Here is a 14,253-nt window from a genome sequence, read left to right on the forward strand (position 1 = left end):
TTAATGCATTAAAATTAAAACAGTGTCTATCATACGCTTTAACAATAGAGAATGCAAGAATTTCGGGACAATGTTAAGAAGATGTAAACTATCACAAGATTATGATAGTGCATTTAGTCTCTTATGTAGCGTTTTCATAGTAGAAAAAGACCTCTTTAAGAGGTCTAAAGTCAATGAATCTACTATTTTTTCTCATCAAAAAGCACTGATATTAATGATTACTGTCATAAATCATTCAGCTAAGAGCACTTCTTTGATGGTTTGTTTTTGGAGTTTTCTGTTGGACAGATAAAACAGGCTTTCATAAACCACAGCAAAACCAAGCAAGGTCCAAAAGCACACATTCCCATCAAAGTGATGCTCAATCTTTTCAGGAACCGTATCTTTGATCACACCGATCAAGATTTCCATGATGCCATATTGATAAGCCGTCCCAAGAACAAATCCTAGATAAGCCCAGAAACGATAAGGAGCGAGAATATGACCTTGGCATTCACGATTTGTGTAGCCAAAAGCCTTCATCAAGGCCAAGGTTTCACGACTTTCTGAGACGACAATCCCCAATGACAAAAAGAGAATAGAGAAAGAGAGGATCAAGCCAATCATAATCATCATGGTTTGGATGATATCATCTGTGTAGTCTCTTAGGCCAAAGGACAATTGAACCATGGCCGCAAAACACATAGAGCCAAAGACCACAAAAAACAAGATAGATTTTCTCCCCCAAATCAGTGACGAGGATAACTCTTTTAGGAAGGATTTGTCTTTCTTAGGAGCCCTCTTTCTCCTTTTGGCCTTGATCGGACTTGGGGACTTTTTCAATAAGCGAAGAGCCGGCGTTTGTAGTTGTCTTCTAGCATAGCCAATCGCGAGAAGCATAAAAAATGCTGTTGGAAGGATCATCAAAGCAAGCAAGAGCTGCCAGTGAAAGTGAATGGTAATTTCTGGCAAAATCCCCTTCTCATTACGGAAGTCGTAGAAATGTCCCATCATGAGAAATGAAGCGAGATAGCCAAGAAGCGCTCCAGCTCCAAAACTGAGTCCAAAGGCCCAAAATCGTTTCGCCAACTGGCCATTGCTGTAGCCCAGAGCCTTTAAAATCCCTAATTGTTCCTTGTGGTCATCGACAAATTGTTTGATATAAAAACACATGAGAAGGACCGACGTCAAGGACAAGACGACTCCACTGACCATGGCCACCATCCAGGAAAGTGCAACCTGGGCATCATAGTAGGTCTGAATCATGGGATTGGTTTTAGAAATCTCCAACTGCTCGATGTCCAAGTAAAAATTCAAGAAGAGATTGGCCACAAAGACCGCACAAGCCCCAATGATACTAACGACAACTAATTTTCGAATATCTTTTACTGAAAACATGGCTTACCATCCAATCTCATAGGCAGTCTGAGGTTGATCATTGATCACAACTTCGGTAATCTTGCCACTATTGACACGAATGATGGTTCTGGCCATATCCGCAATATTTTGGTTGTGCGTCACCATGATGAGGGTAAAGCCCAGCTTTTCCTTCAGTTTCCAGATATAGTCGAGAATCTTTCGTCCTGTTTCTTCATCCAGGGCTCCCGTCGGCTCATCTAAGAAAAGAATCTCTGGCTTTTTGGCCAAGGCTCGGGCAATGGAGACTCTCTGCTGTTCCCCACCCGACAATTCACTCGGATACTTGTCCAGCTTATCGCCAAGCCCCAAATCCTCGATGATCTGCAAAAAATCATGATTGTTTGCCAGGTCAGCTCCCATCTTTACATTTTGTCTAACCGTTAAATTAGGTAATAGATAATACTGCTGGAAAATAAAGGCAATCTTCTCACGTCTAAAAGCCGTCAATTGAGCATCCGTGAGATGTGATAAATCTTGTCCTTGAATGAGGATATGCCCTTCGTCTACCTTTTCTAAGCCTGATAACACATTTAAGAGAGTTGATTTCCCCGATCCAGAAGGGCCGAGGATAACCACATCATCCTGGTCTTGAATCTGCAAATCAATCCCCTTTAAAACCTTGGTTTGGCCGTAACTTTTGTGCACATTTTCTAGTTGAATCATTTCTTTCCTACCATTTCTTTGATGAGAGATTGACAAACCTCTGTCAGTAATCCAATCACTTCTTCCATGCTGAACTGATAAATACCAGAAGCAACCATAGAGGCCATCCCGTGTGAGTAGATAAATAGATGCTGGTACAAGCGACTAGCCTCCCCTACAGTCAAAGGATAGTCTGCGACAATCGAATCAAGAATCAATTGGTAACTATGATCCTTCATGGGAAGAAAATCTTGAAAGCGACGAATCGGATCTTTGCTAGGATTTTGGAAAAGCAACTGAAAGAGTTGGGGTTCTTTTGAGGCGAAAAGGATATAAGCAACCCCGACAGATCGGAAAGGCTTTTCATCTTCTAAGGCCTTGCGAATATACTCCACCACCACCATCTCCGCAGCACCAATAACCTCTGCTTGTAACTCAGCCATATTAGCAAATTGCCCAAAAATGACTCTTGGTGTGGCTCCCAGTTTCTCCGCTAATGCTCTAGCAGTTAAACTAGCCATTCCCTCTTCTCTCACCAATTGTAAAGCTCTCCCAATGATAGCCTCTTTACTAAATTTAACCTTGGGTGGCATAAGACTCCTTTCACGCAACATTCGTTGCGCAACATATGTTGCCTAAAAGATATCATAAAGAGGAAAGGCTTGTCAAGAAAAAACTGAAGACCACAAAACAAAAAACCAGACTACCGATAAGAGTGGAATCTGGTTTACTAACAAGATTCTAAGGCAAATCATTTCCCGCCGCCAGGTAGATTTGGTACCATTCCTTGCGCGTTAGGGTAACTTCTGCTGCTTTTCCTGCTTCAAGGACATGCTGGGGTTTGGTCGTTCCGATGACCGCCTGCATCTTACCAGGATAGCGGAGGACCCAGGCAAGGGCGATAGCTGTCGGTGTGACCTGGTATTTTTTCGCCAAGTCAGTAAGGACGTGATTGAGGGCTGCAAACTCTTCCTTGCCGACAAAATTCCCCTTGAAATAGCCATGCTGGAGGACAGACCAGGCCTGAATCACCGTATCAGTTAAGCGACAATACTCAAAGACACTGCCATCTCGTACGGCTGCTTTTGGCCCTTCCATGTTGACATGAAAACCAGCCTCAAAGCTTGGTGTAAAGGCGGCACTCAACTGCAACTGGTTGACCCTGAGAGGTTGTTTGACAGCCGTTTTGAGCAATTCCATCATCATGGGATTTTGATTGGACACCCCAAAATGACGGACCTTGCCAGCTTGCTCCAAGTGATCAAAAGCTGCCGCTACTTCTTCAGGCTCCATGAGGGCATCCGGTCGGTGAAGGAGAAGACTATCTAAACGCTCAATCTGCAGACGCTCGAGGATGCCATCAACGGAATCCAAAATATAATCTTTGGAAAAATCAAAATAGGTAAAGCCATCTTTGCGAATCCCACACTTGGACTGGATCCACATCTGGTCCCGAAGATCCGGACGACGCTTGAGAACCTTGCCCAGCAGGACCTCACACTGTCCATTTCCATAAATATCCGCCAGATCAAAGGTGTTGATTCTAATCGACAAGGCTGCCTCCACCAAGGCCTCCACCTCGTCTTCACTCAATTCGCTAATCCGCATCATTCCAAGGACTATCGTTGATAAACGCTCATTTTCAGCAAAATCAATATACTTCATCACTGCCTCCTTTTCTGTATCTCTATTGTAGTGAAAAGGGTTTCAAAAATCAATTGAGAATTAAAAGGCCCTCAGCATCAACTGAGGGCTTGGATGATTTACGATAGCTAGGTCACCTTTGATAGTCTCTCAGAATCCCTAAGATTCAAGACTGATAACACTCCCATTGATTGTATATAAAGAAATGGAAGATAAGATTTTCAATAAAAAGAGCTCTTTATCACTTCCAAAAGCTTTTACAGATTTCTAACATGGATGATACATTTATTCTTTATAATAACGTTTGGTAATCTTGTATTGTGAAATAAGGATATAAATATAGATGATGGATACAACACTCAAAGCCAAGAGGATATCCGTCTGGAAGGCAATCCCAATGATTAAAATTCCAATTAGCATGATAGGTAAGATATAATTACTTAACTTAACCACCACTTCGAAATTTTCCTCGTAGCTTATCTGTTTTTCTGCCTCATCCATCATACTCATCATAAATTCACGCACTTCCTTGGTATTGACATTGCGGGGAATTGGTTTTCCATAAAGCAGATGGAAGGTCTTGCGAAAGAAGATATCTGATAAGAAAAATAGGACAATCAAGACAAGAAAAAGATAGAGCATGGTAAAAGTTCCAAAGATAAAAGCTAAGTGCCCTGTGGAAGGTCTATCCATATACACCCATTGACTATAAAAGATGATGACTAAAAAGTATGGCAAGATCATGACTCCTTTAAAAATGGTCGCTAACCCAAACAGTTTTTTATTCTGGATGTCATAGTGATAGGCTTCCTCTTCGTCTTCTATCTGGAGCATTTTTTGATGGACTTTTCTCGCGCTTATTAGTAAGGCTATCGTGACCATAAACACGATAAGAAACAAAAGTATTGAGCCCAAAAGGAGTACTTCTATACTAAAGAAGGATTGGATTTCAAGGGGTTTTTCGGATCCGAACATGCCTGTCAAAAAACCAATGACTCCTCCAATCAAGCCGGAAACTGTGATGATTCCGACATTTCTCCAAAAACGATTACGTGGAGATCTTTTTTGTGGTTGCTTTTTCATAATCATTCCTCTTCCTCTACAAGACTAAAAACATTTTCCACAGGCTCTTTAAAAACCTGGGCGATGGTGATGGCAATAATAACCGAAGGGGTATATTCCCCCCGTTCCAAGAGACTGATGGACTGACGCGAGACCCCTGCTAGCTTAGCTAGCTCAGATTGGTTGAGCCCATCACGCGCCCTCAACTCTTTCAGACGATTTTTTAAGATCATGGCATCCGCCTCCTTATAGTTGAACACCCTGAATATCTTCGATACGGACTAATTTAGTTTCTCTTTGTTGTTTATTAATTTCACGACTCAATTTGACCCAATCTTCATCGATATCCATAATTTCATACTCGGTTCTAAATCCATTTACCGTAACCGTTTGTCCTTTTAATTCTTCTAAAAGTCTAGACATTTCTTGACTTCCTTTCAATTGTTTTTCCAATCGTCTGATGCGTCTGTTCAATCTTTTTATCTTCTTCTCTGAGCCCGTATAAATCAGAAACAGAAGTGGAATAAAAGATAGCCAAATATATTTCATCGTAATTTCTCTCCTTCCTTCGTCTAAAACTATTGTAACGCTTCTTTTTATTTTTGACAAGCATCTTTGTCAAAAATAAAAAGAACATTGTCAAAATTATTGAAAATAAAATATAAGTAGCTCACCTTTTCAAACCTTTTAATGTATCTCTCCTTCGATAAACGACTTGGAAAAATTGATGTGAAAGATACCGCTAAGAAAGTACCCAAAACCAAATAATTTTAGATACTCAGAGGTTTGGAGAACTGTCTTAACCTGAGCCTAAAAATAAAAAATCGAGGGCTCAAACTTTACTCATGAAACTTCGGAGAAGATCGCTGACATTTGCTATCACCTAAGGAAAGTTTCAAAATTCAAGCTATACATTTTCTTAGGCATTACTAGTTTTGAAATAGAAAAAACTAGCAAGATTCTTCAATCCTGCTAGTCATTTGTCTTATCAATATGATTTTGTTCAGTCAGTACAAAACCGACTGACTAAGTTAAGGTGATTATTTGTCGCCAAAAACTTTGAAACGGCCTTCTGTTTGAATGTCCTTATCTCCTGCTGGTGCGACGATTTGTCCAAATGGTGCTTGGGCACGGAGCTTCCAGTTAGCTGGGATATCATATTTTTCAGCCAATTGGGCATCAACAAGTGGGTTATAGTGTTGCACGTTCATGCCGATATTCTTCTCAGCCAAAGCCAACCATGTTGCATAAAGAGCGATTCCGTGACCTTGTTCTGACCAAATTGGGAAGTTATCTGCATAAAGTGGGAATTGCTCTTGAAGGCCTTTCACCACATCTTGATCTTCATAGAAGAGGATTGTTCCCTTAGCTTGGGAAAAACCTTTCAAACGTTCTTTTGTTCCCTCGAAGGCTTCTGCAGGTGTCACTTTTTCAAGCTCTGAATAAGCAATCTCATTCCAGAAGGCATCTGATTCTTCATCCAGCAAGATCACCACACGTGATGTTTGTGAGTTGAAAGCTGTTGGTGTGTTAAGGACAGCTCCTTGAATAGTATCAATCAATTCTTGATTTGAAAGTTCCACATCTTTTCCCAATGCATAGATAGAACGGCGTTTTGTTTGTAAATCTGTAAAGTTTGTCATGCTTATTTCCTCTTTATTTGTGATATATGTTAATTGTTAAAATTGTTAAGTTTATTTGTAATAACTTTGATTACAATAACCATTATAGACCTTTCAAATGTAATGCAAATGGTTACGACTCGAAAATCACTAATTATTAATATTTTTTCTTACCTGTGTCAAAATACCGTCATTATCCCCGAATGTTAAGGCATTAGAAGATAACCATTTGACCTCAGCTCCAGTATTATTAGCACGCTCTGCAATAGCAATCAAATCTCCCTTGTCTTCTACTTCAAGGACGTAATAGGCAAGACCAAGCATATCTTCTTCACGTTTGGCTAAGTTTTTTCCACCCCATTCGTTGACCGCCAAATGATGATGGTAATCACCTGAAGCAATCCAACTAGCACTTGGAATGGTAAACTTATCTGCTAGCTCCAAAACATCCTGATAGAAAGCTGAAGCTAGCTGACTATCCTTGACTGATAAATGAATATGCCCCATGCGAGTATCCTTAGCTATCACAAAAGGTTCAACCTTGCGTCCCATCTCGTAAATTTCTTGAGCTGAGAGTTCTTCTGTTACCCCAACGATGCGACCATCCTCACGAATATCCCATTCAGCAACAGGCTTGTCTCGATAGAGCTCAATGCCATTCCCCTCAAGGTCCTCCAAATAAAGGGCTTCACTATAACCATGGTCAGCTGCACCGACAAATGGATTGTCCAGCTCAGCAATATGTTTGAAAACATTTGCTAAATCTTCACGAGACGGCAACAAAATCGCCATATGGTAGAGACCATAACTGGACTTGACCGCTTCCTCACGATTGGTCTGAATCAGATGGACCAAAGGCTTGTTTCCAGCTCCTAAAATAACTTCTGTTTCCGTTTTGGTTAGGATTTCAAGTCCAATAATCTGTGTATAAAAGGCCGTCTGACCAGCCAAGTCCTTGACATTGAGTACTGCCTCCGCTAAATATATCTTACTATTGTAGTCGTATGTCATATGATTTTCTCCTTTGTTGTAATCTTTTATATGACATTATTATACTTAATTTTATTGTAATGTCAATTATTACAACTTGAAATAAAAAAAGAAACCGAATAACTTTCGATTTCTTATCATTTAAGATCTAAAAATCAAGCTCCAATTTCTTTCCAGTTGGCCTTAGCATCCTTTAAAATACCAGCTAAAGTTTTCCTTTCGAGTTCTTTTTCCATTGCCATTTGAACGTCTTCTAGGCTCTGATCCAAAATCCCATGGATATTACGTCCTACTGGACAGGCTGGGTTAGGATTGTCATGAAAACTAAAGAGTTGGCCACTTGGACCGATGCTATCCACCGCACGATAAACCTGCAAAAGGTTAATCTCTTCTGGTGCCTTGACTAATGTGGCTCCCCCACTTCCCCTTTGCACAGAAATCAAGTCTGCTTTCTTCAATTGCGACAAGGTTTTGCGGATAATAACTGGATTGACCCCCACACTACCAGCCATTAAATCACTGGTTAGCTTCGTTTCATTGTCCTTGTTCAGTGCAATTAAGGTTAAAACGTGAACAGCAATGGTAAACCGACTTGGAATTTGCATAACATAAACCTCCCATTTAATTGTATGATTTTCTTGATTATAACAGAAATTAAGTTGTAAATCAATAAGTTACAACATATAAAATCCTCTCAATTTAACCTAAAAAAACAGATATCCTTTCACGCTCCTATCTGTTTTTTTGAATTCTCATTTGTAACTAAAGCATTAATAATACGATTCTTACTGTGGCTCTAGCTTAGTCTTTTGCTTCTTACGGACACCTTGCCCTTCGATATGTTGTTTGACAAGTTCCACAACTTCATCATTGGTTGGTAAGTCCGAGTGCTGGGCATCTTCGCCCGTAACAGTGATTTCGGTATAGCTCTTTGCTTGATTCTGATAGATGTACTTCCCAGCTGAAACGCTAGCATCAGGAACCAACTCATCCGAGTCATAGGTGATAGTACCTGCTACCGAATAGACATGTAAGGTTGATGGGATATTTTTCTTGGCTGCTATGAAATCCGCCAGCATCACCGATTTATTTTTTATATTAGTTTCAGTGAAATTATAGGGCGTTCCGATAGTCATCAAAGAATTTATCTTGACATCGTAGTCGCTAAGATAATTTTCAATAAAGTCTGTATAAATAAGACCACCATTTGAATGTGCTAGACCTTTGAAATTATTAAAATTGTATTTATTTTGCAGGGCTTCAAAGGCCTGATTCATCATCTTGGCTTGTTTCTTGATATTGCTGTAGCCGTCGTTATTATTTTCAAAGCCGATAACAATAATAGGTTCATTGTCATTTTTCTTGATTTTTCCATCAAAGGTAATACGCCCATTATTCCAAACCTTGACTTTGAGCAAGCTGTGCTTGGCCCCACGACGATCTTGATTAAGCTTACGTACCAAGCCATCAAAGCGATTTTCTGTAGCGGAACTCCCTGGAATCATGATAATAGGAGACAATTTTGAATTATAGAAAGTCTCGATTTCCTTGACATTTTTCCTGGTCCAACTATAAGACGGAACTGCCAAACCAATGAGAAAGACAGCGACAAGGATAAAGACCAACTTCGTTTTTTTACTGAACTTCATTGCTTTCTCCTTCCTCTTTCAAACCGTGTTGCACCTTATTAGACAGATGAACAAAGGGAATAAAGATAGCAACATCAACCGCAAAACAGAGCAGGCTAACAGCAAGTGCCCGCAGACTACCACCAGTTCCAATAAAGGCGTAAAGAAGACTTGGTGTACCATCTGGAACTGGATAAACCGCAGCTGGCATAAGATGGATAGCCAAGGCCACCGCAGCAATGCCCATATTGATCATAGGTGCCAGTAGGAAAGGAACCAGATAAACTAAATTAAGCAAGACTGGTATCCCCACCATAAATGGAGCCCCATTGTTAAAGAGACTAGGAAAGACACTTAGAAGACTCACCTTCTTATCCTTATAACTGGTTGATGCTAAAAGCAGAGCCACCAAGAGGGCTAGCCCTGAGCCAATGCCAGCAACCAAGCCATAACTATGATAAAGATTTGTTAGTGTGTAAAGGTGGGGAAGCCCAGTCGTCGTATGATGGGAAACAGCATAGGTCAAATTTTCCAAGGCAAAACTATCCTCGGCAATTGAATTTAGGGCAAAAGCCTGACTATTTCCAATCCAAGCAGAAAAAGTGTTCAAAAGTCCCATCATAAAGGTTGAGAACAGGTGATTATCAGTTACAGTAAAGGTAGAGGTAACCTGCCTAATCGTCAGAAAAACATTATCTTGCTCTCCAATCACAAAGAGAATGTTAAGTCCAATAGCTAAAATGAGTGACAAAAAAATGGGACGGACGGTCTTTGGTTGATAAATATAGTCCTTGTCCACAATCTGATCATCACTAGCTCTTGAAAAGCGAAAAATCTGGCCAACCAGATAGCCCACAAAGATAGCCAACATAATGTTGAATGAAGCCGGTAAATTGATGCGAGTCAAAACACCATCGTTTAGCGGTGACAGCAACAGCTCCTGCGATCCTATAATTAAGCTAACCAAAAGGGATGTCACACCAGCTGTACCAGTACTTCTACCATAGTGACCAGCTGTGTATTTTCCTGCAAAGTAAGTTGATAAGGGCCCGGCTAAGCCACCAAGAAAGTTGGAAAGATTAATGAGCACCTGCCCAGTTATCTTAAAGGCCGGTAACCAGTCAGAAACTGAAAACAATTGGTTAATATAACCAAGCTCCGAAAAGACAGATAGTGAAATCACCCGAATAATTCCTGAAAATAGGAAAAAGGGAAAGAGCGAAACCAAGGTTTTCTGCGTAATTTGGACGAAGCCTCGCTCACGAAACCAGAGAAACCTCTGGACCAAATAGTTTGTCATAAAAGACTCCTAGTAAAAGGCAAAATAAACTTTACATTCAACGTTTTTCTTCATTATAACACAAAGAGAGAGGCCTTACCTTAATCGTGGGTTAAAGCAACTACCTAATCTTACTAAAAACACTTAGCTATCTCTTAATACAAAAAACCGCAAGCCTCCACTTCCGAGACTTACGGTCAATTATTTATTAAGCAAAAGTCGTTACATCAGAGGCATCCAGACGAACAGACTCAAAGCCTTCTTCATTGGCTTTCCCAAGAGCAATGAGCAAAACTGGTACATGACGGTCTGCATCAAGTCCAAAAGCTTTGGCGAGACCTTCTTTTTTATAGCCACCAATGGCATTAGTATCGTAACCATAAGAACGAGCGACCAACATCAACTGCATAGCAGCAAGGCTAGCATCAATGTGGACAATTTCATTCATCATTTCTCGAGGAGCATTTTCATACATTGGCACAATGCTTGACAGTTGTTTTTCTTTGACTTCTTCAGGCATTTTTCCTTGAGCAACAGCCTTACCGTAGATATCTTCAGCTCTTTCTTGGCTCTTCAAATCGGCAAAAATAAGGACCATGGCTGATGATGTTTCATTTTGCACACCATTGTAGCTGACGAAAGGTGTCAATTTTCCCTTGCCCTCTTCGCTATCAACGACGACAAAACGCCAAGGTTGCATGTTGACTGATGATGGTGCTGTAACAGTTTTATCTAAGATTTCCAACAATTCTTCTCGTGGAATCTTAACAGATGGATCAAAGTTACGAATGGAACGACGGTTATATACAATATCTGAAAAATCATTGCTTACTACAGGCATCTTATGGCTCCTTTTTATGATTAAATGAAAATAATATAATCAAGATTATAACATAAGACAATTGTTATCAAAAATATTTGCTACAAAATGCCTAAAGATTGGTCTCCTTGAGTCCTAGGCGTTTCACTTCAGAGGAATAGTAAACCATGATGGTAATGAGACTGAGTGTGATTAGCCAGATTGACCAAATGTGGATAAAATGCATCAGAAGGGCTGAGATAATAGCACCAACGACAAAGCTTCCCACGACAAAGCTATAATTGATAGCCTGACGACGATATTCTCTCTGATCACCACTTCCCTGAATGGCATAATAGATGGCCGTTAACATTCTTCGATAATTTCCTGAAGTCATAAAAATCACGAAAGGATGATTCTCAATCTGACTGCCAGTAAAGGTCTTCATCATGATACCTGCAGAAAAAGCGATAATCGGGAGCTCAATCAAGGCATTTGAAGGTAGGAAAGGCAGGATAGCTGTCATCACACAAAGAGGAAGCAGACCATAAACACGCCAATAGGCATTCTTACGATGGTCTTTAAACCATATGCCAAAAAGAAAGCCTAAAGAAAAGAAAAAGATTGAAAAGCAACGCAATAAGTTATAGTACATACTACTGTTTCGCCAGTCAGCGACCAAGAGAAGGATATTCCCAGTCTGTGTAGCAACCAAACTATGGTAGTACATATGACAAAAGACATCCAAAGCCCCTCCTGAGAAACTTAGCAAATTTGCCATCAGACGCGTATTTTGAGGAAGAAGGTTCCGCGATTCCATAGCATAACTTCCCTTCTAATAGTGATTGATAGGATAGCCTTATTATAGCAAATTCGGGCACACACAGTAGAAAAAAGCAACCTTAACGAGTCGCTTGCAGTCCTATTAAAAATTAACTGTATCAGGATCATCCTGAGTTTTAATGCCTTGAATCTTATCCAAGACTGCCATATCTTCCTCCAACAAATCAAAGTCAAAGATATCTAAGTTGGCTTCAATATTTTTTGGTGTCACTGACTTAGGTAGTGGCAAGAAACCTTTTTGAAGGCTCCAACGTAGGGCGACTTGTGCAACAGATTTTCCGTTACGTTCAGCCACTGCTTCTACGTCTTCATTTCCAAAAATGCTACCAGTACCTAGTGGGCTGTAGGCTTCAAGAAGAATGTCACGCTCTTGGCAATAGGCAACCAAGTCTTCTTGAGCACAACCTGGAGCTAAGAGAATTTGGTTGACATGTGGCACAATTTCAGCCGTTTCAAGGAGAGCTTCAAGGTGATGTTGCATAAAGTTAGATACACCAATGGCACGAACTTTACCATCTTTATAGGCTTCTTCCATTGCCTTCCAAGCGCCTGCATTGCCAGCCTTCCAAGCATCATTCTCACGAAGAGCCTTAGGATTTGGCCAGTGGATGAGCAAAAGATCCAAATAATCCACACCTAATCTTTCAAGTGACTCGTCGATAGAGGCTTTAGCCAATTCGTAATCGTGCTTGTCATTCCAAAGTTTTGTTGTTAGGAAAATATCCTCACGCGCCACATCACTATCAGCAATCGCCTTACCTACAGAAACCTCGTTACCGTAGATTTGCGCCGTATCAATATGTGTGTAACCCGCCTTAAGTGCGAAACTAACGCTGTTATAAGCTTCTTCCCCTTCTGGAATCTGCCAAGTCCCAAAACCAATTTTAGGAATCGTAACGCCATTTGAAAGTGTATATGTTTCCATCCTGTTCTCCTTTTCAAGTTGTAACAGAATTATCTTAAAGAATATAAGATAAAATTGCAAAGATTTGCTACGGCTTGTTTGATGAATAGTTCCTTACTTCTTTTTCCGCTTCTTTTTATAGACAACACCATTTTCTTTAAGGATTTTCATGCTCACCTTTCCAACTCCTCTAATCGCTGCTACTTCCTCTTCCGTTTTCTTTTTAAAATCTTTAAAATCTATTAAGCCATGTTGACGAAGTATACGCTCCACACTTATTGAAAGACCTTGGAGGGCTTTGCTTTGTTCTATACTTTTTTCCAATTCTCTAATTAGTTTGTGCAATTCTGGATTTTTCTTTTTCGCAACATGTCTTTGTGGACGTTTTACACGATATTTTTCGATTAACCAAGTAAAATAATATTCTGACTGGGACAGATCAACGACTTGATTAAAAACCATCAAAAGACTTTTCATACTATTGGCTTCAAATAAGATAGGGTTGACTTTAAGCGTTTCGGCAACTAGACGCTCGTCATCACCTTGTTCAATCATTTTTAAATAATTTTCGAACTCTGGATTTTTTGCATAGAGAAAATCAAAATAGAAATCCGCATCCTCAATATGTCCCGTCATTAGAGAGACCGTCATCATTGGTACTATCATCAAATCTTCTTCGTGATATTCCATTTGCTCACATTCGAAAAAGTTTTTAGCCTTATCATAGTCCTCCAGATTACAATAGGTAGCCATCAATTCGTAACGGACTCCCATGTGATCCTGAACATCTATCTCTAGAATCTCTTCAAATTCCTTAATAGCAAACCGCTTCATACTGTTGCTTAAATAAAATTTAGCAAGATTATACTTCAAAGACAAATAAGGACGCTCGTCAAGATTAGCCCAGCCCATTTTTGGACCTTGATCCCACTTGGACCTTTGCTCTTTTTCTAAAGCAATTAGGCCTTTTAGATGTTCAAGTGGACTTTGAAAAGTTAAGAGCATCTGCTTAGCATCAAGATTTTCAGGATCTAGTTTTAAAGCTTCTGTCAAAAATTCCTGACTTCTCGAAGGATCTTCCTCGTGATAATGATAAGCCTCTTCAATGAGTTTCCAAGCTCTCTCCTGCTTTGAATCAGGGGAAGTGATCTCATCAAAAAGCCCTTGGTTGTATTGTCTTGCAAAATCTTCAAGAGCCATGTCCACACTGAGATACTCTGTAATATGTTCTTCTAAGAATGCTTCTGCTTTTTTTGTGAAGTCTTCAAAAGATGATGTCATCAATCTTCTCCAATCTATGTTTATTTCTCTATCTACTATTGTATACGTTTTCATAGAACATTACTATATTCTAAGTGAAATCAACAACCTCTTAAATTTTTATTGACAAAAATAGTCGCCAATCACAATACAGATAAGAATCCATAGAGTCTTATTTTGGG

The 14,253-nt window shown here is 39.9% G+C and carries 16 protein-coding genes; all 16 read right to left on the reverse strand.

Annotation, left to right across the window (positions count from 1 at the left end):
- Positions 1-231 precede the first annotated feature (231 nt).
- The 16 genes from HMPREF2697_RS02215 to HMPREF2697_RS02290 all read right to left on the reverse strand — a co-directional run bounded on the left by HMPREF2697_RS02215 (position 232) and on the right by HMPREF2697_RS02290 (position 14,092).
- Entirely contained in the window at positions 232-1,377 is a 1,146-nt protein-coding gene (locus tag HMPREF2697_RS02215) for an FtsX-like permease family protein (protein WP_070849458.1), read from the reverse strand.
- Between the two features lie 3 nt (positions 1,378-1,380).
- Positions 1,381-2,061, reverse strand: a complete 681-nt coding sequence (locus HMPREF2697_RS02220; protein WP_070849459.1) for an ABC transporter ATP-binding protein — start codon at positions 2,059-2,061, stop codon at positions 1,381-1,383.
- Positions 2,058-2,633, reverse strand: coding sequence for a TetR/AcrR family transcriptional regulator (locus HMPREF2697_RS02225; RefSeq protein ID WP_070849461.1), 576 nt, complete (start codon positions 2,631-2,633; stop codon positions 2,058-2,060). Before HMPREF2697_RS02225 ends, HMPREF2697_RS02220 begins: the two co-directional genes overlap by 4 nt.
- A gap of 148 nt (positions 2,634-2,781) precedes the next feature.
- A complete protein-coding gene (locus HMPREF2697_RS02230) occupies positions 2,782-3,705 on the reverse strand; it encodes an aldo/keto reductase (protein ID WP_070849463.1) in 924 nt (307 codons plus the stop codon).
- A gap of 264 nt (positions 3,706-3,969) precedes the next feature.
- Entirely contained in the window at positions 3,970-4,773 is an 804-nt protein-coding gene (locus HMPREF2697_RS02235) for a DUF3169 family protein (protein WP_014634712.1), read from the reverse strand.
- A complete protein-coding gene (locus HMPREF2697_RS02240; RefSeq protein WP_021143931.1) occupies positions 4,770-4,979 on the reverse strand; it encodes a helix-turn-helix transcriptional regulator in 210 nt (69 codons plus the stop codon). Before HMPREF2697_RS02240 ends, HMPREF2697_RS02235 begins: the two co-directional genes overlap by 4 nt.
- A gap of 13 nt (positions 4,980-4,992) precedes the next feature.
- Positions 4,993-5,295: a hypothetical protein gene (locus tag HMPREF2697_RS02245; protein WP_037601049.1), complete on the reverse strand. Its 303-nt coding sequence runs from the start codon at positions 5,293-5,295 to the stop codon at positions 4,993-4,995.
- A 491-nt stretch (positions 5,296-5,786) separates the two neighbouring features.
- Complete coding sequence (locus tag HMPREF2697_RS02250; RefSeq protein ID WP_070849466.1) at positions 5,787-6,389, reverse strand: nitroreductase family protein; 603 nt, start codon at positions 6,387-6,389, stop codon at positions 5,787-5,789.
- 129 nt (positions 6,390-6,518) lie between these two features.
- Positions 6,519-7,379 (reverse strand): VOC family protein, encoded by an 861-nt coding sequence (locus HMPREF2697_RS02255; RefSeq protein ID WP_070849468.1) that lies wholly within the window; start codon positions 7,377-7,379, stop codon positions 6,519-6,521.
- Between the two features lie 134 nt (positions 7,380-7,513).
- Complete coding sequence (locus HMPREF2697_RS02260) at positions 7,514-7,963, reverse strand: Rrf2 family transcriptional regulator (protein ID WP_045772305.1); 450 nt, start codon at positions 7,961-7,963, stop codon at positions 7,514-7,516.
- A gap of 180 nt (positions 7,964-8,143) precedes the next feature.
- Complete coding sequence (locus tag HMPREF2697_RS02265; RefSeq protein WP_070849470.1) at positions 8,144-9,007, reverse strand: alpha/beta hydrolase; 864 nt, start codon at positions 9,005-9,007, stop codon at positions 8,144-8,146.
- Positions 8,994-10,286, reverse strand: coding sequence for a PTS sugar transporter subunit IIC (locus tag HMPREF2697_RS02270; protein ID WP_070849472.1), 1,293 nt, complete (start codon positions 10,284-10,286; stop codon positions 8,994-8,996). The genes HMPREF2697_RS02265 and HMPREF2697_RS02270 overlap by 14 nt, the downstream gene beginning before the upstream one ends.
- A gap of 187 nt (positions 10,287-10,473) precedes the next feature.
- Positions 10,474-11,106 (reverse strand): nitroreductase family protein, encoded by a 633-nt coding sequence (locus HMPREF2697_RS02275; RefSeq protein WP_070849474.1) that lies wholly within the window; start codon positions 11,104-11,106, stop codon positions 10,474-10,476.
- A gap of 91 nt (positions 11,107-11,197) precedes the next feature.
- Complete coding sequence (locus HMPREF2697_RS02280) at positions 11,198-11,884, reverse strand: DUF1275 family protein (RefSeq protein WP_070849476.1); 687 nt, start codon at positions 11,882-11,884, stop codon at positions 11,198-11,200.
- 105 nt (positions 11,885-11,989) lie between these two features.
- Positions 11,990-12,832, reverse strand: coding sequence for an aldo/keto reductase (locus HMPREF2697_RS02285; protein ID WP_049528018.1), 843 nt, complete (start codon positions 12,830-12,832; stop codon positions 11,990-11,992).
- Positions 12,833-12,925: 93 nt separating this feature from the next.
- Positions 12,926-14,092 (reverse strand): tetratricopeptide repeat protein, encoded by a 1,167-nt coding sequence (locus HMPREF2697_RS02290; RefSeq protein ID WP_232219571.1) that lies wholly within the window; start codon positions 14,090-14,092, stop codon positions 12,926-12,928.
- Positions 14,093-14,253: the final 161 nt, after the last annotated feature.

Source organism: Streptococcus sp. HMSC064D12, from assembly GCF_001837205.1.
GTDB lineage: Bacteria > Bacillota > Bacilli > Lactobacillales > Streptococcaceae > Streptococcus > Streptococcus salivarius_D.